19 protein-coding genes are annotated in these 21,278 nt (G+C 67.9%); 15 read left to right on the top strand and 4 right to left on the bottom strand.

Annotated elements, in window-relative coordinates; translation table 11 throughout:
* Positions 1–87 precede the first annotated feature (87 nt).
* From ACJJV7_RS05425 to uvrB, 4 genes are read left to right on the top strand one after another with little or no spacing between them, the layout of a single operon-like run.
* A complete protein-coding gene (locus ACJJV7_RS05425) occupies positions 88–1,824 on the top strand; it encodes a sensor histidine kinase (RefSeq protein WP_405372695.1) in 1,737 nt (578 codons plus the stop codon).
* Positions 1,821–3,008 carry a diguanylate cyclase gene (locus tag ACJJV7_RS05420; RefSeq protein ID WP_405372696.1) on the top strand — a complete coding sequence of 396 codons (1,188 nt, stop codon included), beginning with the start codon at positions 1,821–1,823 and terminating at the stop codon, positions 3,006–3,008. The genes ACJJV7_RS05425 and ACJJV7_RS05420 overlap by 4 nt, the downstream gene beginning before the upstream one ends.
* A gap of 24 nt (positions 3,009–3,032) precedes the next feature.
* Positions 3,033–3,644, top strand: coding sequence for a dephospho-CoA kinase (gene coaE, locus ACJJV7_RS05415; RefSeq protein ID WP_405372697.1), 612 nt, complete (start codon positions 3,033–3,035; stop codon positions 3,642–3,644).
* Between the two features lie 57 nt (positions 3,645–3,701).
* Entirely contained in the window at positions 3,702–5,783 is a 2,082-nt protein-coding gene (gene uvrB / locus ACJJV7_RS05410) for an excinuclease ABC subunit UvrB (protein ID WP_405372698.1), read from the top strand.
* Between the two features lie 60 nt (positions 5,784–5,843).
* Here the strand turns inward: uvrB and ACJJV7_RS05405 are convergent, their stop codons facing one another.
* Complete coding sequence (locus ACJJV7_RS05405; protein WP_405372699.1) at positions 5,844–6,086, bottom strand: hypothetical protein; 243 nt, start codon at positions 6,084–6,086, stop codon at positions 5,844–5,846.
* A gap of 34 nt (positions 6,087–6,120) precedes the next feature.
* Between ACJJV7_RS05405 and ACJJV7_RS05400 the strand changes: the two genes are divergently transcribed.
* From ACJJV7_RS05400 to ACJJV7_RS05350, 11 genes are all read left to right on the top strand, one after another.
* On the top strand, positions 6,121–6,570 hold the full coding sequence (locus ACJJV7_RS05400) for a MarR family winged helix-turn-helix transcriptional regulator (protein ID WP_405372700.1): 450 nt from the start codon (positions 6,121–6,123) through the stop codon (positions 6,568–6,570).
* A gap of 53 nt (positions 6,571–6,623) precedes the next feature.
* Entirely contained in the window at positions 6,624–9,509 is a 2,886-nt protein-coding gene (gene uvrA, locus ACJJV7_RS05395) for an excinuclease ABC subunit UvrA (protein WP_405372701.1), read from the top strand.
* Position 9,510: 1 nt separating this feature from the next.
* Positions 9,511–11,430, top strand: coding sequence for an excinuclease ABC subunit UvrC (uvrC, locus tag ACJJV7_RS05390; RefSeq protein WP_405372702.1), 1,920 nt, complete (start codon positions 9,511–9,513; stop codon positions 11,428–11,430).
* 33 nt (positions 11,431–11,463) lie between these two features.
* On the top strand, positions 11,464–12,339 hold the full coding sequence (gene rapZ / locus ACJJV7_RS05385; protein WP_405372703.1) for an RNase adapter RapZ: 876 nt from the start codon (positions 11,464–11,466) through the stop codon (positions 12,337–12,339).
* 41 nt (positions 12,340–12,380) lie between these two features.
* Complete coding sequence (gene whiA / locus ACJJV7_RS05380; protein WP_405372704.1) at positions 12,381–13,358, top strand: DNA-binding protein WhiA; 978 nt, start codon at positions 12,381–12,383, stop codon at positions 13,356–13,358.
* Between the two features lie 111 nt (positions 13,359–13,469).
* The gene (locus ACJJV7_RS05375; RefSeq protein ID WP_405372705.1) at positions 13,470–14,087 is read left to right on the top strand and encodes a superoxide dismutase; all 618 of its coding nucleotides are present in this window, start codon (positions 13,470–13,472) and stop codon (positions 14,085–14,087) included.
* A 138-nt stretch (positions 14,088–14,225) separates the two neighbouring features.
* The gene (gap, locus tag ACJJV7_RS05370) at positions 14,226–15,230 is read left to right on the top strand and encodes a type I glyceraldehyde-3-phosphate dehydrogenase (RefSeq protein ID WP_405372706.1); all 1,005 of its coding nucleotides are present in this window, start codon (positions 14,226–14,228) and stop codon (positions 15,228–15,230) included.
* Between the two features lie 2 nt (positions 15,231–15,232).
* On the top strand, positions 15,233–16,450 hold the full coding sequence (locus ACJJV7_RS05365) for a phosphoglycerate kinase (protein ID WP_405372707.1): 1,218 nt from the start codon (positions 15,233–15,235) through the stop codon (positions 16,448–16,450).
* The gene (gene tpiA / locus ACJJV7_RS05360; protein ID WP_405372708.1) at positions 16,438–17,229 is read left to right on the top strand and encodes a triose-phosphate isomerase; all 792 of its coding nucleotides are present in this window, start codon (positions 16,438–16,440) and stop codon (positions 17,227–17,229) included. The genes ACJJV7_RS05365 and tpiA overlap by 13 nt, the downstream gene beginning before the upstream one ends.
* A gap of 100 nt (positions 17,230–17,329) precedes the next feature.
* Entirely contained in the window at positions 17,330–17,578 is a 249-nt protein-coding gene (gene secG / locus ACJJV7_RS05355; RefSeq protein WP_405372709.1) for a preprotein translocase subunit SecG, read from the top strand.
* A complete protein-coding gene (locus ACJJV7_RS05350; protein WP_405372710.1) occupies positions 17,578–17,934 on the top strand; it encodes an RNA polymerase-binding protein RbpA in 357 nt (118 codons plus the stop codon). Before secG ends, ACJJV7_RS05350 begins: the two co-directional genes overlap by 1 nt.
* 80 nt (positions 17,935–18,014) lie before the next feature.
* On the opposite strand, the gene pgl is transcribed toward ACJJV7_RS05350, so the two are convergent.
* The 3 genes from pgl to zwf are packed head-to-tail and all read right to left on the bottom strand — an operon-like array spanning position 18,015 to position 21,278.
* Positions 18,015–18,794 carry a 6-phosphogluconolactonase gene (gene pgl / locus ACJJV7_RS05345; protein WP_405372711.1) on the bottom strand — a complete coding sequence of 260 codons (780 nt, stop codon included), beginning with the start codon at positions 18,792–18,794 and terminating at the stop codon, positions 18,015–18,017.
* 7 nt (positions 18,795–18,801) lie between these two features.
* Positions 18,802–19,734, bottom strand: a complete 933-nt coding sequence (locus tag ACJJV7_RS05340; protein ID WP_405372712.1) for a glucose-6-phosphate dehydrogenase assembly protein OpcA — start codon at positions 19,732–19,734, stop codon at positions 18,802–18,804.
* Positions 19,731–21,278 carry a glucose-6-phosphate dehydrogenase gene (zwf, locus tag ACJJV7_RS05335; protein WP_405372713.1) on the bottom strand — a complete coding sequence of 516 codons (1,548 nt, stop codon included), beginning with the start codon at positions 21,276–21,278 and terminating at the stop codon, positions 19,731–19,733. Before zwf ends, ACJJV7_RS05340 begins: the two co-directional genes overlap by 4 nt.

Genomic DNA, 21,278 nt, shown 5'->3' with positions numbered 1-21,278 from the left:
GAGGGGTCGGAGCCATGGGCTCCGGCCCCTCAGTCGTTTTCCCGCCAAACGTGCGGACGCCTGCGGCGCAAACGGTAACGTGCAGATGTGCACATCCCGGACGCGGACTCGACGGCTGCGGCGTCGCCTGACATCGTGGCTCCTCGGCGGGCGGCGCGCTTCCGACTGGCGGATGCGACCGGCATGCCGTTGACCGAGCTCCGCGACCGGGTCGTGGCGAACAACCAGATGCTCCTGACGGCCATCGTCGCCGGGATCTTCCTGTCGGGGCTGTGGTCGGGCTGGCTCGCGGACGTTCCTCAGTTCGCTGCCGGGGTGGCGACGATCGTGGTTGCGGCGCTGGCGTCGCTCGCAGTGCCGTGGTCGCGCGTGAACCCCGCATGGGTCGCCGTGATCCCCATCGTCGACATTGCCGCGATCGCTCTGCTGCGTGCCTCCGACGTGCCGGGCGTCGCCCTGCTGTGGGCGTTCCCGACCATGTGGCTGTCCGCCCTGGGGCGCATCTGGTTCATCGTCGCGTGCGTGAGCGTCATCGGCGCCTACTGGGGGACTCTGCTTCTGCTCCCCGGCTTCGAATGGACCTGGGCGCTGATCGTGCTCCCGGCCGTGATCATCGCAATCGGGGCGTCCTCCTACAATGCGGCGCGTCGATCTCACGCGCAGCGCTCACTGCTCGACAAGCAGACCGCGAGACTCACCGCCGCGCTCCGCCATGCCAGCGGCCAGGAGCAGCTCCTGACAGAGGTGCTCGACACGGTGGATTTCGGTGTCCTCCGGATCGCCGCGAACGGCGAGATCACGTTCGTCAACGACGCGCTCGGACGGTTCCAGCAGCGCATCCCCGGCTTCGGCAAGCTCGACACCGTCGGGCAGATGTTCGCCGCCGACGGGCAGACACCTCTCGAGCCGCGCGAACGCCCGCTCGCCCGGATCGCGCGAGGCGAGTCGTTCAGTGACTTCGTGGTGTGGTTCCCGATCTCCGAATCACGCCGCGCGGCTCTGAGCCTCACGGCCCGGCGTCTGACGGATGCCGAGGGCGCACCCTCCGGCGTCGTGCTCGTCGCCCGAGACGTCACCGACGAGCGCACGGCTCTGCGCGCACGCGACAGCCTGGTCGCGTCCGTGTCGCACGAGCTTCGAACGCCCCTCACCTCCATCCTCGGATACCTGGAACTCGTCCTCGACAACGATGAGGTGCCCGAGAACGTGCACCGCCAGGTCGACGTCGCGTACCGCAACAGCGAACGCCTGCTCGGGATCGTGTCCGGCATCCTGGCAGCGTCGACGGCCTCGAGGATGTCCGCCGAGGTGACCATCTCCCCGGAGAACCACGACGTCGCTGCGCTCCTCCGCGCGTCGGCCTCCGACCTCGGCCCGATCGCGCGGGAGCGGGCGATCCGCATCGACACGTCCGACGTCGTGCCCGCGCCCGCGTTCATCGACCCTGCTCGCATGCGGCAGGTGGTCGACAACCTGGTCAGCAACGCGCTCAAGTTCAACCGCGACGGAGGCAGCGTGGCGCTCGGGAGTTCGTCGGACGGCATCCACACCTGGTTCCTGGTGCGGGACAGCGGCATCGGCTTGAGCGCGGAAGATCAGGATCGCGTCTTCGAGCGGTTCTTCCGCGCGGAAAGCGGGGTGCCCGGAACCGGCCTGGGCCTTGCAATCAGTCGGGAGATCGTTCTCGCGCACGGCGGTGACATCTCGGTGACGTCCACGCAGGGACTGGGGACGACCTTCACCGTGCGACTGCCCGCCAATGCCGAGCTCGCCGCGACGACCCTGTCCGCCGGAGCTGCGCGCGCGGAAGCGGAGGATGCATGACCCTCGACCTGTTCTCGGTGACGGTGATGACCGCGCTGGTCGCCCTGACAGCGGGTGGCATGTTCATCATCGAGACCCTGCGTCGTCGCGACACCGGGGCGGGAAAGCTCTGGGCCGTCGGCTACCTCGCGGGCGTCGCGACGACGTTCGCCTACATCTCCTGGGCTGCGGGCGTCGGTGGGGCGGTCGCCATCGCCATCGGCAACGCGACGTTCGCGCTCACCCCCGGGTTCATCTGGCTGGGCAACCGCCGGTTCAACGACCGCTCGCTCGCGTGGCCCTCCGTCACGGTGAGCGTCCTCGCCGCCCTGACGTTCATCGCCGCCATTGTGGGCGTGCCCTCAGCGGGGAGCTGGGGAGGCTGGGAGGTCATGGCGGCATCCATCATCGTCTTCTTCGGTTTCGGGGGAGTGGAGGCGACGAGGCGCCCGATGCGACGCATCGGCGCGGCGCGGATGTTCGCCGTCGTCCTCCTCGCCGGCGGTGCGTACTACGTCGGGCGGCTCGCCGCTTTCGTGGCGGACGGCCCCACCGGCGGCTTCTTCTCCGTGTGGTTCGGGACGATCTCAGCGAACATCGTGACCGTCATCCTGACGATCGTGGCCGTCGTCGTGACCTCCCTCCTCCGTGCCACGAAGAGCGCGACACAGCGGTACGAGTGGCTCAGCGAGAATGGCGTCGCCGCAGACGGCATCATGCTCGCGCGCACGTACCGCAGCGCGCTGGACGACATGATCGAGCGTGCGAGCTGGCGGCGGGAACTCGTCGGTGTGGTGGTCGTGCACGTGGACGGACTCGAAGAGATGACGGCCGCGTTCGGATCGGATGCGGTCGACGAGGTCGCGACCGCATGGCGCGCCGCCGTGCGGCGATATGCCCCCGCGTCGGCGTTGGTGGGGGAGGACAGCGACGACACCCTGTCGGTCTGCGGCCTGTCGAGCACCGCGGCGGACGCCCGTCGTCAGGCGGCCGCGATCTACCGTGGCTGCATCGACGATCTCTCCGTCAACGCGACGGGTCTGCTCCCCGTGGTGGGGGTCGGGGTGGCGCTCACCGAGACGGTCGGGTACGACGGTCCGTCCCTCCTCGATTCTGCGCGGGCGGCCGCAGAGCGCGCGTCTCGCAGCCTTGAGGCGTCGGTCCTGTTCGGCGGCGTGGATGAGGCGCGCTCCAACCTCGCCTGACCCGCCGCGTGGCATCCTCGGAGTGTGACTCTTCTCGCTCTCACCGGAGGCATCGCCTCGGGAAAGTCGACCATCGGACGCCGGCTGGCCGAACACGGTGCCATCATCGTCGACGCCGACCAGATCGTCCGCGAGGTCCAGCGTGCCGGTTCGCCGGTCCTTCGAGACATCGCGGCCGCGTTCGGCGACGACGTGGTGACGGATGCCGGCGAGCTCGACCGCCGTCGTCTGGCCGGTCGCGTCTTCGGTGACCCGGATGCGGTGGCGCGTCTGAACGCGATCGTCCACCCGGCCGTGCGTGAGGAGTCGGCACGTCGGTTCTCCGACGCGTTCGCGGCGGACCCGGCAGCGGTCGTCGTGTACGACGTCCCGCTGCTGGTGGAGGCGCGGCTCGAGGACCCGTGGGAGCTGGTCGTCGTCGCCCACGCGCCAGCCGCCGTGCGCCGCCGACGGCTCATCGACCTCCGTGGGATGACGACCGACGAGGCAGACGCCCGGCTCGGAGCTCAGGTGTCGGACGAGCAGCGGGTTGCGATCGCCGACGTCGTCATCGACACCGCGGGCACTCTCGAGGACACACTGCTCCAGACGGATCGGCTGTGGGAACGCCTCGTCGCCGGGGCCCCGCCCCGCTGACTCTCGCCCAGGGCGAACGACCGTCCCGGTGTCGGGCGTCGCGCCTACGCTGGAGAGATGCAGACCACCCGTTCCGTCCGGCCGTTCGAGGTCATCAGCGAGTACGTTCCGAGCGGCGATCAGCCGGCGGCGATCGCCGATCTCGCCGCGCGCATCAACGCCGGTGAGACCGACGTCGTCCTCCTCGGTGCGACGGGTACCGGAAAGTCGGCGACGACCGCCTGGCTCGTGGAGCAGGTGCAGCGTCCGACGCTCGTCCTGGCCCACAACAAGACCCTCGCGGCCCAGCTTGCGAACGAGTTCCGCGATCTGCTGCCGAACAACGCGGTCGAGTACTTCGTGAGCTACTACGACTACTACCAGCCCGAGGCGTACGTCCCGCAGACGGACACCTTCATCGAGAAGGACTCCTCGATCAACGCGGAGGTCGAGCGCCTCCGCCACTCGACGACCAACTCCCTGCTGAGCAGGCGAGACGTCGTGGTGGTCTCGACCGTCTCGTGCATCTACGGCCTGGGCGCTCCCGAGGAGTACCTCCGGGCCATGGTCGCCCTCCAGGTCGGGGAGCGTTACGACCGGGACGCGCTGATCCGCAAGTTCATCGCGATGCAGTACAACCGCAACGACGTCGACTTCTCGCGCGGCAACTTCCGCGTGCGTGGCGACACGATCGAGATCATCCCGGTGTACGAGGAGTACGCCGTGAGGATCGAGCTCTTCGGTGACGAGATCGAGGCGCTGTACATGCTGCATCCGCTCACCGGCGACGTCGTCCAGACGCTCGAGAGCGTCCCGATCTTCCCCGCATCGCATTACGTCGCCGGCACCGAGACCGTGCAGCGCGCGATCGGCACGATCGAGCACGAGCTCGAACAGCGGCTCAAGGAGTTCGAGTCACAGGGCAAGCTGCTCGAGGCGCAGCGGCTGCGCATGCGGACCACCTTCGATCTCGAGATGCTGCAGCAGCTGGGCTTCTGCTCGGGCATCGAGAACTATTCGCGGCACCTCGACGGCCGGATGCCGGGCGAGGCGCCCCACACGCTGCTCGACTTCTTCCCCGATGACTTCCTCATGGTGATCGACGAATCCCACGTCAGCGTGCCCCAGATCGGCGCGATGTACGAGGGCGACGCATCCCGAAAGCGCACGCTCGTCGACCACGGCTTCCGTCTTCCGAGCGCGATGGACAACCGGCCGCTCCGGTTCGACGAGTTCAAGCAGCGCGTCGGTCAGACGGTCTACCTTTCGGCGACCCCCGGGCGCTACGAGATGGGCATCGCCGACGGCATCGTGGAGCAGATCATCCGCCCGACCGGGCTCATCGACCCGGAGATCATCGTCAAGCCCTCGAAGGGGCAGATCGACGACCTGCTCGAGGAGATCCGGGTGCGCGTCCAGCGCGACGAGCGCGTACTCGTGACGACGCTGACGAAGAAGATGGCGGAGGAGCTCACCGACTTCCTCGGGGAGCACGGCGTTCGCGTGCGCTACCTGCACTCGGATGTCGACACGCTCCGCCGAGTGGAACTCCTCACCGAGCTCCGCCAGGGCGTGTACGACGTCCTGGTCGGCATCAACCTGCTGCGAGAGGGGCTCGACCTGCCCGAGGTGTCGCTCGTGGCGATCCTCGACGCCGACAAGGAAGGGTTCCTCCGCTCGGGCACCTCCCTCATCCAGACGATCGGCCGCGCGGCCCGAAACGTGTCGGGTCAGGTGCACATGTACGCCGACCGGATGACCGACTCGATGGCCGCAGCCATCGAGGAGACCGAGCGGCGCCGGGAGAAGCAGATCGCCTACAACCTCGAGCACGGCATCGACCCCCAGCCGCTGCGCAAGAAGATCGCCGACATCACCGACGCGCTCAACCGCGAGGCATCGGACACCCGCGACATGCTGGACAGTCGCAAGGCGGGCAAGAACAAGTCCGGCAAGGGCAAGAGCCCGACCCCGCAGCTCCGACGAGAGGGAATCGCGGCCGAGGGTGCGAACCAGCTCGAGGCGACGATCGAGGATCTGTCGAGCCAGATGCTCGCCGCGGCGGCCGAGCTCAAGTTCGAGCTCGCTGGACGCCTGCGTGACGAGGTCCAGGACCTCAAGAAGGAACTGCGGGCGATGGAGCGTGCCGGGCACGCCTGACCACCGGCCTGCGGGCGATGCCGGCACCGCAGGGTGTCGCCGTCGCCGTCGCCGTCCGTGTCAGGGGCAGTGCATGAGCGGCCGAGGGCCTGACCGGTCGAACGTGTGCGCCGACATCGGATGACCGCACACCGGGCAGGCGCGCTCGGCGCGCTCCGGCTCGGGCTCTTTCTCGTACGGTCCGACCGACGCCGGGCCCGCATAGCGGATGAGTCGTCCGTTCAAGTACGCGTACCAGCCTCCCGCGGCACGGGCACGTGCGCGAAGGCGGGGTCGATCGGGATCGCGGGGAGCCATGTTCATTAGTGTACTAACGATTAGCCCATAGAATGCCTTCATGAACGATGACGACGCCCTGCTCCTCGAGAGCCAGCTCTGCTTCGCCGTCGTGACGGCCGCGCGCAACATCGTGTCGATCTATCGACCGGTGCTCGATCCGCTGGGACTCACGCACCCGCAGTACCTGGTCATGCTCGCGCTCTGGGAGCGCGCTCCGCGATCGCTGTCGGAGATCGCGGACGCCCTCGCCGTCGAATCCGCGACCGTGTCACCGATCATCAAGCGCCTCGAGGCGCAGGGGAGGGTCACGCGCCGGCGTCGTGCTGATGACGAGCGCGTTCTCGAGATCACGCTGACCGAAGACGGTGCCGCGCTGCGCGACCGAGCGCTCACCGTTCCGGGTCAGGTCCTCGCGCGGGTCGGGATGAGTCAGGACGACGCCGCCCGACTTCGAGACGGGTTGGCGCCGTTCGCAGGTTCCCAGGGCCGGGAATCACCCGAGAGCTGATCGCTCGGAGCGAAGTCGGAGCCCATGTCGGTGGCCCAACCTAGGATTGACCGGTGCCCATCGTCCCTGTTCCCCACGCGTCCAAGCTCAGTGTCCGCGGTGCCCGCGTCCACAACCTGAAGAACGTCGACCTCGAGATCCCGCGCGATTCGCTCGTCGTGTTCACCGGCTTGTCGGGCTCCGGCAAGTCGAGCCTCGCGTTCGACACGATCTTCGCCGAAGGCCAGCGCCGGTACATCGAGTCCCTGAGCTCCTACGCACGCCAGTTCCTCGGCCAGGTGGATCGTCCCGACGTGGATTTCATCGAGGGCCTGAGCCCGGCCGTCTCGATCGACCAGAAGTCGACGAACCGCAACCCCCGCTCCACGGTGGGCACGATCACCGAGATCAACGACTACATGCGTCTGCTGTGGGCGCGCATCGGGGTCCCGCATTGTCCCGAGTGCGGCGAGCAGATCCAGCGTCAGACCGTCCAGCAGATCGCCGATCAGCTCATGGAGCTGCCCGAGCGGACCCGCTATCAGATCGTCGCGCCGGTCGTCTCCCAGAAGAAGGGCGAGTTCGTCGACCTCTTCAAGGAGCTGTCGGCGAAGGGCTATGCACGCGCGATCGTCGACGGCGAGGTCGCGCAGCTCGCCGAGCCGCCGGTGCTGAAGAAGAGCTTCAAGCACGACATCGCGGTCGTCGTCGATCGCCTCGTCGCCGGCCCCGACATCCTCAGCCGCGTGACCGACTCCGTCGAGACCGCACTCGGTCTCGCGGGCGGCATCCTGCAGGTCAACTTCGTCGACGAAGAGGGCGACGACGCGTGGCAGAACTACAGCGAGAAGCTCGCCTGCCCCAACGGGCACGCGCTCCAGCTGACCGAGATCGAGCCGCGGACGTTCTCCTTCAACGCACCGTTCGGCGCCTGCCCGGCGTGCTCCGGACTCGGCACGCGGATGTCCGTCGACACCGAGCTCCTGCTCGGCGACGAGGAGCTCTCGATCGCCGAGGGCGTCATCGTCCCGTGGACCACCCAGGGCAAGGGGCTCTTCCAGTACTACGAGCGTCTGCTCCTCGGTCTGGCCGACGACCTCGGCTTCTCGCTCGACACACCCTGGAAAGATCTCGATCCCGACATCCAGGATGCCGTGCTGAGTGGCGAGAACTACAAGGTCACCGTCAAGTGGAAGAACCGCTACGGCCGCGAGATGCGGTACGCGTCCGGGTTCGAGGGCGTCATTCCCTACATCGAGCGGCAGTTCACGCAGGCTGAGAGCGACACGCAGCGGCAGCGCTGGTCGGAGTTCCTCCGTGAGGTGCCCTGCCCCGTCTGCAACGGCGACCGACTGAAGCCCGAGGTGCTGTCCGTCCTGGTCCACGGGCACTCCATCGCGGACGCCTCGCGCCTGAGCCTGGGGGAGGCCCAGGCCTATTTCGCCGACCTGCACCTCACCGATCGTGAGGCGACGATCGCGGCTGCCGTCCTCCGAGAGATTCGTGCGCGGCTCGACTTCCTCATCCAGGTCGGTCTGAACTATCTCAGTCTCAGCCGCGCCGCCGGTTCCCTCTCGGGCGGCGAAGCGCAGCGCATCCGTCTCGCGACGCAGATCGGATCCGGGCTGACCGGTGTCCTCTACGTCTTGGACGAGCCGTCGATCGGTCTCCACCAGCGGGACAATCGTCGCCTCATCGAGACCCTCGTGCGGTTGAAGGGCCTCGGCAACACGCTCGTGGTGGTCGAGCACGACGAGGAGACCATCCACGCCGCGGACTGGGTCGTCGACATCGGACCCCGCGCCGGCGTCGAGGGCGGCAACGTCGTCCACTCCGGTCCCGTCGAGCAGCTGCTCACCGAGGAAGCGTCGATCACCGGCGCCTACCTCAGCGGTCGGCGGTCGATCTCGATGCCCAAGAAGCGGCGCAAGATCGACAAGGGCAGGCAGCTGCGCGTCGTCGGCGCCCGCGAGAACAACCTGCAGAACGTCACGGTCGACTTCCCCCTGGGTGTCCTGACCGCGGTGACAGGGGTCAGTGGCTCGGGCAAGTCGACCCTCGTCAACGGCATCCTCTACGAGGTGCTCGCGACGAAGCTCAACGGCGCCCGTCGAGTGGCGGGCAAGCACACCCGCATCACGGGTCTCGAGCACCTCGACAAGGTCGTGCACGTCGACCAGGCACCCATCGGCCGCACCCCCAGGTCGAACCCGGCCACGTACACCGGCGTCTTCGACAGGATCCGCTCGCTGTTCGCGGAGACGACCGAGGCGAAGACGCGGGGCTACCAGCCCGGCCGCTTCAGCTTCAACATCAAGGGCGGTCGGTGCGAGGCATGCTCCGGCGACGGCACGATCAAGATCGAGATGAACTTCCTGCCCGACGTGTACGTCGCGTGCGAGGTCTGCCACGGTCAGCGCTACAACCGCGACACCCTCCTGGTTCACTACAAGGGCAAGAACATCGCCGAGGTGCTCGATATGCCGATCTCCGAGGCGGCCGACTTCTTCGAGCCGATCCAAGCGATCCACCGGTACCTCAAGACCCTGGTCGACGTCGGCCTCGGATACGTGCGTCTCGGCCAGTCTGCGACGACGCTCTCGGGCGGCGAGGCCCAGCGCGTGAAGCTCGCGACCGAGCTTCAGCGGCGGTCGAACGGCCGGTCGATCTACGTCCTCGACGAACCCACGACCGGCCTGCACTTCGAAGACGTCCAGCGCCTCCTCGACGTGTTGAACAGCCTGGTCGACAAGGGCAACTCCGTCCTGGTCATCGAGCACAACCTCGACGTCATCAAGTCGTCGGACTGGGTGATCGACCTCGGTCCCGAAGGCGGTGCGGGCGGCGGCACGGTTCTCGCCACCGGAACGCCCGAACAGATCGCGTCGGTTCCGGAGAGTCACACCGGCCAGTTCCTCGCCGAGATCCTGGGAGTGGCCCCCGCCCGCAAGGCGGGATGACGTGGCATCCGCACTGCCGTACAAGCCGAAGCCGGGAGAGATCCCCACCAATCCGGGGGTCTACCGATTCCGGGATGCCGACGGGCGCATCCTCTACGTCGGCAAGGCGAAGAACCTGCGCGCGCGGTTGTCGAACTATTTCGCTCCGCTCCACACGCTCCATGAGCGCACGCGGCGGATGGTGACGACGGCGGCGAGCGTCGAGTGGACGGTCGTGAAGACCGATGTCGACTCCCTCCAGCTCGAGTACACCTGGATCCAGGAGTACTCGCCGCCCTTCAACGTCCGCTACAAGGACGACAAGTCGTACCCCTACATGGCGGTCACGCTCGGTGACGAGGCGCCCCGCGTCATCGTGACGCGCAACCGGAAGATCCGGGGGGCGAAGTACTTCGGGCCGTTCCCGAAGGTATGGGCCGTGCATGACACGATCGATCAGCTCATCAAGGTGTTCCCGATCCGCACGTGCAGCGACTCGTCGTACAAGAAGGCGATGGCGACCGGTCGGCCGTGCTTCCCCGGCCAGATCGGCCGCTGCGGGGGACCGTGTTCGATGAAGGTCAGTATCGAGGAGCACCGGGCGATCGTCGGGGATTTCATCGCCTTCATGAGCGGCGGCGACCAGCGATACACGAAACAGCTCACCGCGCGGATGCGGGAGGCGTCGGCGGCGATGGACTACGAGTCTGCAGCGTCGTACCGGGACAAGCTCCAGGCGCTCGACGCCGTCCTCAACCGCAGCGCGCTCGTGCTGACCGAGGACACCGACGCCGATCTGTTCGGCATCGCCGAGGATGAGCTCTTCGCAGCCGTCCAGCACTTCGTCGTTCGCGGAGGACGAGTACGCGGCGTGCGCGCGGCCACGATTGACAAAGAGCTCGACATCACCGGTGCCGAGCTCATCGATCAGCTGCTGCAGCGGGCCTACGGCGACGCCGGCGCGGAGGATATCCCGCGCCAGGTCCTCGTCCCGACGCTTCCCGACGATGCCGCCGAACTCGAGGAATGGCTTCGCGCGAAGCGGGGCAAGCGGGTGAGTCTGCAGGTCGCCCAGCGCGGACAGAAGGCCGACCTGATGCGCACCGCGACGCTCAACGCGCAGCAGGCCCTGATGCTCCACAAGACGCGTCGTACGAGCGACTACACCGCGCGTACGAAGGCCCTCACCGATCTGCAGGAGGCGCTCGACCTCACCGAGGCTCCGCTGCGCATCGAGTGCTACGACATCTCCCACCTCGGCGGAACGAACGTGGTCGGATCGATGGTCGTCTTCGAGGACGGGCTGCCACGCAAGGACCAGTACCGGTCGTTCTCGATCTCCGAGACGACGGACGACACCGACTCGATGTACCAGGTGCTCACGCGGCGGATCTCGCACATCGACCGCGACGACGCCGAGGAGGTCGTGGCCGACGTCATGAGCGAGGGCGAGGTCGCGACCTCCAAGAAGCGTCCCCGGTTCGCCTACCGCCCCCAGCTGCTCCTGGTCGACGGCGGCAAGCCCCAGGTCGAAGCGGCGGCCCGCGCGCTCCGCGACGCCGGTCATCCGGAGATCGCCCTCTGCGGCATCGCGAAGCGACTCGAGGAGGTGTGGCTGCCGGGGGAGGAGTTCCCCGTCATCCTGCCGCGTGCGTCGGAGGCGCTCTACCTGCTGCAGCGACTCCGCGACGAGGCGCACCGCTTCGCCATCACCCACCAGCGGAAGAAGCGGCGCGGTGGCATCACGTCGGTGCTGGCCGAGATCCCCGGGCTCGGTGAAGCCCGCATCAAGGCGCTGCTGCGTCACTTCGGCTCCGTGAGCGCCCTCAAGAAAGCGGATGCCGATGAGATCCAGGCTCTCCCCGGCATCGGGCCGCGCCTGGCTGAGAGCATCGTCTCACGGCTGGCATCCGATGCCACCGCGATCGAGGATGATCGCTAGGCTGAGAAGCGACGCGGAACAGAGGTGAGCAGGGTGACAGACGCTCAGAGGACAGGCGAGGTCCTGATCGTGACGGGCATGTCCGGTGCCGGTCGCACCACCGCTGCCAACGCCCTCGAGGATCTCGACTGGTATGTCGTCGACAATCTGCCGCCGCAGATGCTGAAGCCGCTGCTCGACCTCACCGCGATCGCCGCGGACGCACTCCCGAAGGTGGCCGCTGTCGTCGACGTCCGGGGGCGTCAGCTCTTCGGTGAACTGCCGGCGGTCACACGCGCCCTTCGTGGCGGACGGCATGTCCGTGTGCTGTTCCTCGATGCCGCCGACGACGTCCTCGTGCGCCGATTCGAGGCCGTGCGCCGGCCGCACCCGCTGCAGGGGGAGGGCACGATCCTCGACGGGATCCGCCGGGAGCGCGAGCGGGTCGCCTCGATCCGGGAGTCCGCCGACCTCATCGTCGACACGAGCGCGCTGAACATCCACCAGCTCGCGAACCGCATCGTCGACCTCTTCAGCGAGGAGGGCGACGCGCGTCACACCGTCACGGTGATGAGCTTCGGGTTCAAATACGGGCTGCCGCCCGACGTCGACCTCGTCGCCGATATGCGGTTCCTGCCGAACCCGTACTGGGAGTCCGATCTGAGGGCCCTGACAGGCGAGGACGAGAACGTCCGCGAGTTCGTGCTGGGTCAGGTCGGCGCGCGGGAGTTCATCACGGCCTACGCGACCGCTCTGCGCCCCGTCCTGCAGGGTTATCAGCGCGAGAACAAGCGGCATTCGGTGGTGGCCATCGGCTGCACCGGCGGAAAGCACCGTTCGGTGGTGACCGCTCTCGAGCTCGCCGATCGGTTGGCGGAGGAAGAGGGCGTCGCCGTCCGCGTCACGCATCGCGACCTCGGTCGCGAGTAAGCTGATCCTTTGTCCCCGACTGCCTCACCCGAAGGATCGCCGTGCCCCTGACTGCTGATGTGAAGACGGAGTTGACCTCGGTCAGGGACCCTCGCCCCACCGCGCGGATCGCCGAGTTGACGACGATCCTCCGCTTCTCCGGCGGTCTGCACTCGATCGCCGGTCGCGTCGCGGTCGAAGCCGAGCTCGACACCGACGTCCTCGCGCGCCGAGTCGCCCGCGATCTCGTCGAGATCTATGGGGTGCGGCCCGAGCTCGCCCACGTCCAGGCCTCCGGGGGTCGGACGGGCAACCACTTCGCCGTCCGCGTCATCGACGGCGGTGAGACCCTTGCGCGTCAGACCGGCCTGCTGGATGCGCGTCGTCGCCCGGTCCGCGGGCTCCCCAACAAGCTGACCACCGGGGCCCGCCCCGACCTCGCGGCGCTCTGGCGCGGAGCGTTCCTCGCCTCGGGCTCGCTCTCCGACCCGGGCCGGTCCGCGGCGCTCGAAGTCGCCTGCCCCTCGGGCGAAGCGGCCATGGCGCTCGTCGGCGCGGCGCACCGCCTCGGCATCGCCGCGAAAGCGCGGGAGGTGCGCGGCATCCCGCGTGTCGTCGTGCGCGACGGCGAGGCGATCCGCGCGACCCTCCTCGTCATGGGGGCGCAGAAGACCGCTGCCGCCTGGGAGGAGATGCGCCAGCGACGTGAGGTGCGTGCCGGGGTGAACCGTCTCGTGAACTTCGACGACGCGAACCTCCGCCGGTCGGCGCAGGCCGCCGTCGCCGCCTGCGCCCGCGTGGAGCGCGCGCTCGAGATCCTCGGCGACACCGTGCCGGCGCACCTGCAGCAGGCCGGAGATCTCCGCCTCGCGCATCGCGACGCGAGCCTCGACGAGCTCGGCCACCACGCCGACCCGCCGCTGACGAAGGACGCCGTCGCCGGCCGTATCCGACGCCTCCTCGCGATGGCCGACAAGAAGGCCGCTCAGGAGGGCATCCCCGACACCGAGTCTGCGGTACCCGCCGGCCTCGAAGACTGAGCGATACATTCCTTCTTCTCGGGAAGCAACCGGGTGCCTCGTCCGTTGGCCCTCAATAGGATGAATCCGACCCGCCGTGCTCCGGCACGGCACGAAAAGGAAGAAGAGGACATGGCGAAGTACACGTTGCCCGAACTCGCATACGACTACTCGGCACTCGAGCCGCACATCAGCGGCAAGATCATGGAGCTTCACCACTCGAAGCACCACCAGGCCTACGTCACGGGAGCGAACACCGCCCTCGAACAGCTCGCTGAGGCCCGTGAGACCGGCAACCTCGCGAACGTCAACAAGCTCGAGAAGGACCTCGCCTTCAACTTGGGCGGTCACGTCAACCACTCCATCTTCTGGACCAACCTGTCGCCCGAGGGCGGCGGCGAGCCCGAAGGCGAACTGCGCGCAGCGATCGATGAGTTCTTCGGTGGCTTCGACAAGTTCCAGGCGCACTTCACCGCGGCCGCGACCGGCATCCAGGGCTCCGGTTGGGCCGTGCTCAGCTGGGACGCGATCGGCGAGCAGCTGATCGTCCAGCAGATGTTCGACCAGCAGTCGAACGTCGCCCAGGGCACCGTTCCGATCTTCCAGCTCGACATGTGGGAGCACGCGTTCTACCTCGACTACCTCAACGTGAAGGCCGACTACGTCAAGGCGGCCTGGAACATCGCGAACTGGCAGAACGTCGCACAGCGACTCGACGCGGCACGCGAGAAGACGGCCGGCCTGCTCTAGTAGTAGGGTCGTAAACAGGTGAGGATGCCGGGCTCCTCCCGGCAACGGGGGCCGAGTTCCGGCATCCTCTCTCTTTTTCAGCAGCTCGCGTCTTCGGCGCCCTCCGGGTGTCGCGCGCGACGAGAAACGGGAGACATCGTGTCTGTCAAGATCGGCATCAACGGCTTCGGCCGCATCGGACGCAACTACCTCCGCGCAGCGCTCGCGCAGGGTGCGGACCTCGAAATCGTGGCGGTGAACGACCTCACCGACAACAAGACCCTGGCGCACCTCCTCAAGTACGACTCGATCCTCGGGCGCCTCGACGCCGAGGTGTCGTACACGGGTGACTCCATCACCGTGGGCGACAAGACCATCAAGGTCTTCGAAGAGCGCGACCCCGCGAACCTCCCCTGGGGAGAGCTGGGCGTCGACATCGTCATCGAGTCGACCGGCCGCTTCACCAAGGCCGAGGACGCGGGCAAGCACATCGCCGGCGGTGCGAAGAAGGTCCTCATCTCGGCTCCCGCCTCGGGCGAGGACGCCACGTTCGTGATCGGCGCGAACGAGGAGCTCTACGACCCCGAGACGCATCACATCATCTCGAACGCGTCCTGCACCACCAACTGCCTCGCGCCGCTGGCCAAGGTGCTCAACGACAACTTCGGCATCAACAAGGGTCTGATGACGACGGTCCACGCCTACACGGCCGACCAGAACCTCCAGGACGGCCCCCACAGCGACCTCCGTCGCTCGCGCGCCGCCGCACTGAACATCGTCCCCACCTCGACCGGTGCGGCCAAGGCCATCGGCCTCGTCCTGCCCGAGCTCAAGGGCAAGCTCGACGGCTTCGCGCTCCGCGTTCCCGTGCCCACCGGTTCGGCCACCGACCTGACCGTCGAGCTCGACCGCGAGGTCACCGTCGAGGAGATCAAGGCGGCGTACAAGGCTGCCGCCGAGGGCCCGCTCAAGGGGATCCTCAAGTACACCGAGGACGAGATCGTCTCGAGCGACATCGTCACCGACGACCACTCCTGCATCTTCGACGCCGGTCTGACCCGCGTCATCGGCAACCAGGTCAAGGTCGTCGGCTGGTACGACAACGAGTGGGGCTACTCGAACCGCCTCGTCGACCTCACCGAGCTCGTCGCCAGCAAGCTCTGAGTATGGCGCTGCGCACCCTCGATTCGCTGGGTTCGCTCGCAGGCAAGCGTGTCATCGTCCGTGTCGATTTCAACGTCCCTCTGAAGGACGGCGTCATCACGGACGATGGCCGCGTGCGTGCTGCGATCCCCACGCTCACTGCTCTCCTCGACCAGGGAGCTCGCGTCATCGCGGTCTCCCACCTCGGTCGTCCCGACGGCGCACCGGACGCGAAGTACAGCCTCGCACCCGTCGCCGAACGGCTTTCGGAGCTCCTCGGGAAGCCCGTCGCCTTCGCGACGGACACCGTCGGCACGTCCGCACACGAGACCGTCGCCGGACTCGGTGACGGTGAGGTCGCGGTCCTCGAGAACCTCCGGTTCAACGCGGGAGAGACGGCGAAGGACGAGGGTGCGCGTCGCGCATTCGCGACCGAGCTCGCCGACCTCGGCGATGTGCTCGTCTCCGACGGGTTCGGCGTCGTGCACCGGAAGCAGGCGTCGGTCTACGACCTCGCCGAGCTCCTGCCGTCGGCGGCCGGTCTTCTCATCGAGAAGGAGGTCGACGTGCTCGACCGCCTGACCGAGCGTCCGGAACGTCCGTACGCGGTCGTCCTCGGCGGGTCGAAGGTCAGCGACAAGCTGGGTGTCATCGAGCACCTGCTTCCGCGGGTGGACAAGATCCTCGTCGGCGGAGGGATGCTGTTCACCTTCCTCGCGGCGCAGGGCCACAAGGTCGGCAAGAGCCTCCTCGAAGAGGACCAGCTCGACACCGTCCGCGGCTACATCGCCGACGCGCACGAGCGCGGCGTCGAGATCGTGCTCCCCGTGGATGCCGTGATGGCCTCGGCCTTCGCCGCCGACGCAGAGCACGTCGTCGCTCCTGCTGACGCCCTGGAGGACACCGCCTTCGCGGAGTCCGGCATGGGGCTGGACATCGGACCGCAGACGGCGGAGAACTTCGCCGAGGCGATCCGCGGAGCGAAGACGGTCTTCTGGAACGGCCCGATGGGCGTGTTCGAGATGGCGCCGTTCGCAGCGGGGACGAAGACAGTCGCCCAGGCTCTCACCGAGGTCGACGGCCTGTCGGTCGTGGGCGGCGGAGATTCGGCTGCCGCCGTGCGTCAGCTCGGCTTCGCCGATGAGCAGTTCGGTCACATCTCGACCGGCGGAGGGGCCAGCCTCGAGTTCCTCGAAGGCAAGAAGCTGCCCGGATTGGAGATCCTCGGATGGGAAGCATGACGCGCAAGCCGCTTATCGCCGGCAACTGGAAGATGAACCTCGACCACCTGCAGGCGGTCGCGTTCGTTCAGAAGCTGCATTGGACGCTGAAGGATGCCGGTCACGAGACGGACACGGTGGAGGTCGCGGTCTTCCCGCCCTTCACCGACATCCGCACCGTCCAGACGCTCGTCGACGCCGACAAGATCCCGTTCGCCCTCGGCGCGCAGGACCTGTCGACGAAGGACAACGGCGCCTACACCGGTGAGATCTCGGGAGCCTTCCTGAAGAAGCTCGACGTCGGATACGTGATCATCGGTCACTCCGAACGGCGCGAGTATCACCACGAGTCCGATGCGCTCGTCGCGGACAAGGTCAAGGCCGCACTGCGCCACAGCCTCGTCCCGGTGATCTGCGTGGGCGAGACCCTGGAGCAGCGGGAGGAGTCGGGCCCGACCGCCGTCTCCGTCGCGCAGCTGCGGGCCGCTCTCGAGGGCGTCGCCGCCGACACCGACGTGGTCGTCGCCTACGAGCCCGTCTGGGCCATCGGCACGGGCCAGGTCGCGTCCCCGGAGCAGGCGCAGGAAGTCTGCGCCGCTCTCCGTGAGATCGTCGCGGAGGCTCTCGGTGAGACCGCGTCCGCCCGCACCCGCATCCTCTACGGCGGATCGGTGAAGTCGGGCAACGTCGCGAGCTTCATGCGCGAGCCCGACGTCGATGGAGCTCTCGTCGGAGGTGCGAGCCTGCTCGCCGACGAGTTCGCCGCGATCGTCCGATACCAGAAGCACGTCGGCGTCTGATCTGTTCCGGCGCGGCCCCTCCCGGGGCCGCGCCGTTCAGGCGGTATACTCGACCACTGTGCGCTGAGCGACTCGGCGTCCCGAAAGGCTTTCAACGACTGTGGACATCCTCCAGCTTGTGCTGCAGGTGTTGCTGGGTATCACCAGCCTCCTGCTCACGCTCCTGATCCTCCTTCACAAAGGTCGCGGCGGCGGTCTCTCCGACATGTTCGGCGGAGGGATGAGCTCGGCCATGGGTTCGTCCGGCCTCGCGGAGCGGAACCTCAACCGGTTCACCGTCGTGCTCGCCCTCGTGTGGTTCGTGGCAATCGTGGCTCTCGGCCTCATCACAAAGTTCCAGGGTCTCTGATGGCTTCGGGGGGAAGCGCGATCCGGGGAACGCGCGTCGGCGCAGGGCCCATGGGTGAACAGGACCACGGCCACCACGCTGAACGCATCACTGTCTCGTACTGGGACGCTCTCGGCAACGAGACCGTCCGCCACTTCGCCGCGGGCATCTCCGAAGAGGAGATCCCGGACACGATCGACTCGCCGCACTCCGGCCTCCCGGCCGGTCGCGACCGCGAGAACCCGCCGGCGATGTCGAAGGCGGAGCCTTACAAGACCCACCTCGCGTACGTGAAAGAGCGTCGCACCGAAGAAGAGGCCGACTCGATCCTCACGGACGCGCTCTCGCAGCTGCGCGAACGGCGCGGCCAGAGCTGACCCTCCGCGCGTCTCGGCCCTCCGGGGTCGATGATCGGCGTGCGCGCGGCATCCGCGCGTGACCCTCGAGCAGCGTCGGCTCAGAACTCGGGATCGATGAGCTCTTCGGGGACGCCGGCTGCGGCATCCTGATCGACGAAGAACACCGTCTGCCGACGGCCCTTCGCACCGGCTGCGGGCACGGAGTGATAGCTCGCGCCGGCGAGGGCGAGCCCGAGCGCGGATGCCTTGTCGACACCGGGCAGGACGAGCCAGACCCGGCGTGAGGAATTGATGACCGGCCGCGTCAGAGTGATGCGTTCCGACGGCGGCACGGGGGAGTGTCGGACGGGGAGGACGGCGTGCTCGGTGTCGCCGATCTCGGCTCGGTCGGGGAAGAGCGAGGCGATGTGTCCGTCGGCGCCGACACCGAGGAAGCAGATCGAGAACGTCGGCCACGCGTGTTCGCCCGTGCCGAATCGTGCGAGCTCGGCGGCGTAGGCCGCGCTCGCGCCGTCGTGGTCGAGCCCGGCATCCGAGGCGGCGATGGCGTGGATGTTCTCGTCGGGAACGCGGATGCGCGACAGGAATTTGTCGCGCGCAACCGCTTCGTTCCGGTCCGCTGCGTCGGAGGGCAGGAAGCGCTCGTCGCCCCACCAGAAGTGGACGACCGACCAGTCGACATCGGAGCGGCGGTCAGCGCGCCCCAGGGCGTCGAGGACGGCGGCGAACGCCGACCCGCCGCTGAGCAGCACGTGCGTCTGCTTTCCGGCCGCCGCGCGCTTCTGAATGCGGTGCAGGAACCGGTCGGCTACTCCCGCCGCCAATGCGTGCGCATCTGCAGCGACCACGACGCGCTTCTCCGCGCGGAACTCGGACATGCCTCTCCTACCTCGTGGGAGGGTTGAGGCGCTCCCACCCTTCACTGATCACTCGACCATACAAGAGGTCGGGATCGAGCCGGCGCAGCTCCTCGGCGAGGCACTCGCGCAGTGAGCGGCGTGGCAGCACGATGTCGTGGGTGGGCTGGCCGGGCTGGGTCAGCGTCGCATCGGCCTCGGTGGACCGTTCCAGGACGATGTCGCCGGACTCGCGGGTGAGGCGGACGGAGCGGATGCCGTGCGCCCACTCCTCGGCGTCGGCGTAGTGCCATTCGACCTCGACGTCGAGCTTGAGGCCGAGCCATGCGGCGAGGAGGCCGGTCGACGGCGAGCTGCCCGCTCCGACGACGGTGACCGCGGTGACCGTCTCGTACGGCGGCTGGTCGAGGACCGCGGCGAGCTGCTCGCGCCAGTGCGTGAGCCGCGTCCAGGCGAGGTCGGTGTCACCGGGCTGGTAGACACCACCGAGTTCGGAGAGGCGATCGCGGACGAACGGCTTCGTCGAGGCATCCGTGATGCGACGCTGGGCCATCCGACCGATGGGGGAGTTGGCGGGGTCGGCGGGCGGGTCATCTGGCCACCAGGCGACGACGGGCGCGTCGGGCAGCAGGAGTCCGTTCACCAGGCTCTCCAGGTTGCTCCCGGTGTCTCCGTGAGCGCGCAGGACGACGACCTCGCTCGCGCCGGCGTCGCCGCCGACACGGATCTGCGCGTCGAGTGACGCCTCGCCGTCGGGCTCGATCACGAGGACGATGACGCGCATCGGGTGTTCACGCGACGCGGCGTTGGCGGCGTCGATCGCTTCTTCGTCGAAACCGCCGGTGGAGACGATCACGAGGGTGAGGACGCGGCCGAGGGTGGCTGCGCCACCCTCCTCGCGCACGTTCACCAGGGCACGGGCGATCTTCGACACCGTGGTGTCGGGCAGATCGACGATCATGGACGTCTCCAGACGCGGCCGTCGCGGGCCAGCAGTTCATCGGCGGCGGAGGGACCCCACGAGCCGGGCGAGTACTGTTCGAGCGGCTCGTGCTGCTCCGCCCAAAATTCCTCGACCGGGTCGAGGATCCGCCAGGACAACTCGACCTCTTCGTGGCGGGGGAACAGCGGCGGGTCACCGAGGAGGACGTCGAGGATCAGACGCTCGTAGGCTTCGGGGCTCGACTCCGTGAAGGCGTGACCGTAACCGAAGTCCATCGTGACGTCGCGCACCTCGTTGCCCGCTCCGGGCACCTTCGAGCCGAAACGGAGCGTGACACCCTCGTCGGGCTGGATCCGCAGCACGAGGGCGTTCTGACCGAGCTGCACGGCCTTGCTCCGGAGGAACAGCAGGGGTGGGGTCTGCTTGAACACGACCGCGATCTCCGTGACGCGGCGGCCGAGGCGCTTGCCGGCACGCAGGTAGAACGGCACACCGTTCCACCGTCGTGTCGCGATCTCCAGCTTGAGAGCCGCGTAGGTCTCCGTCGTCGACTCCGGGTTCATCCCGTCCTCGTCGAGGAATCCGGTCACCTTCTCGCCGCCCTGCCACCCGCCGGCGTACTGACCGCGGGCGGTCGCCGTCGACAGGTCGTCGGGAAGCTTGACGGCGGCGAGCACTTTCTCCTTCTCGGCGCGAAGGTGTTCCGCATCGAGCGAGATGGGCTCCTCCATGGCGGTCAACGCCAGAAGCTGCAGCAGGTGGTTCTGGATGACGTCGCGTGCGGCGCCGATCCCGTCGTAGTAGCCGGCACGACCGCCCACGCCGATGTCCTCCGCCATGGTGATCTGCACGTGGTCGACATAGTTGGCATTCCACAGCGGCTCGTAGAGCTCGTTGGCGAAGCGGAGCGCCAGGATGTTCTGGACGGTCTCCTTGCCGAGGTAGTGGTCGATACGGAAGATCGCGTCGGCGGGGAACGCGACTTCGAGCGCCTCGTTCAGCTCCCGTGCGGTCTGCAGATCACTGCCGAACGGCTTCTCGATGACGACGCGTCGCCAGCGATCCGTGTCGGCCTTGTCGTCGACGAGACCGGAATCACGCAGCTGACGCGCGACGATCGGGAAGTCCTTCGGCGGGATCGACAGGTAGAACGCGTGGTTGCCCATCGTTCCGCGTTCGGAGTCGAGGCGGTCGACGGTCTCCCGCAGGCGGGCGAACGACGCCGCGTCGTCGAACTCGCCCTGGACGAAGCGGATGCCCTGCAGGAGCTGCTTCCAGGTCTCCTCGCGGAACGGCGTGCGTGCGTTCTCGCGCACCGCGTCGTAGACGACCTGCGCGAAGTCCTGGTCCTCCCAGTCGCGACGTGCGAACCCCACGAGCGCGAAGCCCGGCGGGAGCAGACCGCGGTTGGCGAGGTCGTAGACCGCCGGCATGAGCTTCTTGCGCGACAGGTCACCCGTCACGCCGAAGATCACGAGCGCACTCGGCCCGGCGATGCGGTTGAGTCGGCGATCGTCAGGGTCGCGGAGCGGATTGGATCCGCGGGAGATCGGAATCGTCAT

This window comes from Microbacterium sp. Ld4 (genome assembly GCF_045066555.1).
In the GTDB taxonomy this organism is placed as follows: domain Bacteria; phylum Actinomycetota; class Actinomycetes; order Actinomycetales; family Microbacteriaceae; genus Microbacterium.
The sequence above is the reverse complement of the archived record's forward strand: the minus strand, read 5'-3'. Positions and strand labels throughout refer to the sequence as shown.

Excerpts from the sequence above, each read along its gene's own strand:
- ACJJV7_RS05420 (WP_405372696.1), top strand. The coding sequence starts at position 1,821 with ATGACCCTCGACCTGTTCTCGGTGACGGTGATGACCGCGCTGGTCGCC.
- uvrB (WP_405372698.1), top strand. The coding sequence starts at position 3,702 with ATGCAGACCACCCGTTCCGTCCGGCCGTTCGAGGTCATCAGCGAGTAC.
- ACJJV7_RS05405 (WP_405372699.1), bottom strand. The coding sequence starts at position 6,086 with ATGAACATGGCTCCCCGCGATCCCGATCGACCCCGCCTTCGCGCACGT.
- ACJJV7_RS05400 (WP_405372700.1), top strand. The coding sequence starts at position 6,121 with ATGAACGATGACGACGCCCTGCTCCTCGAGAGCCAGCTCTGCTTCGCC.
- ACJJV7_RS05375 (WP_405372705.1), top strand. The coding sequence starts at position 13,470 with ATGGCGAAGTACACGTTGCCCGAACTCGCATACGACTACTCGGCACTC.
- ACJJV7_RS05365 (WP_405372707.1), top strand. The coding sequence starts at position 15,233 with ATGGCGCTGCGCACCCTCGATTCGCTGGGTTCGCTCGCAGGCAAGCGT.
- tpiA (WP_405372708.1), top strand. The coding sequence starts at position 16,438 with ATGGGAAGCATGACGCGCAAGCCGCTTATCGCCGGCAACTGGAAGATG.
- ACJJV7_RS05350 (WP_405372710.1), top strand. The coding sequence starts at position 17,578 with ATGGCTTCGGGGGGAAGCGCGATCCGGGGAACGCGCGTCGGCGCAGGG.
- pgl (WP_405372711.1), bottom strand. The coding sequence starts at position 18,794 with ATGTCCGAGTTCCGCGCGGAGAAGCGCGTCGTGGTCGCTGCAGATGCG.
- ACJJV7_RS05340 (WP_405372712.1), bottom strand. The coding sequence starts at position 19,734 with ATGATCGTCGATCTGCCCGACACCACGGTGTCGAAGATCGCCCGTGCC.
- zwf (WP_405372713.1), bottom strand. The coding sequence starts at position 21,278 with ATGACGATTCCGATCTCCCGCGGATCCAATCCGCTCCGCGACCCTGAC.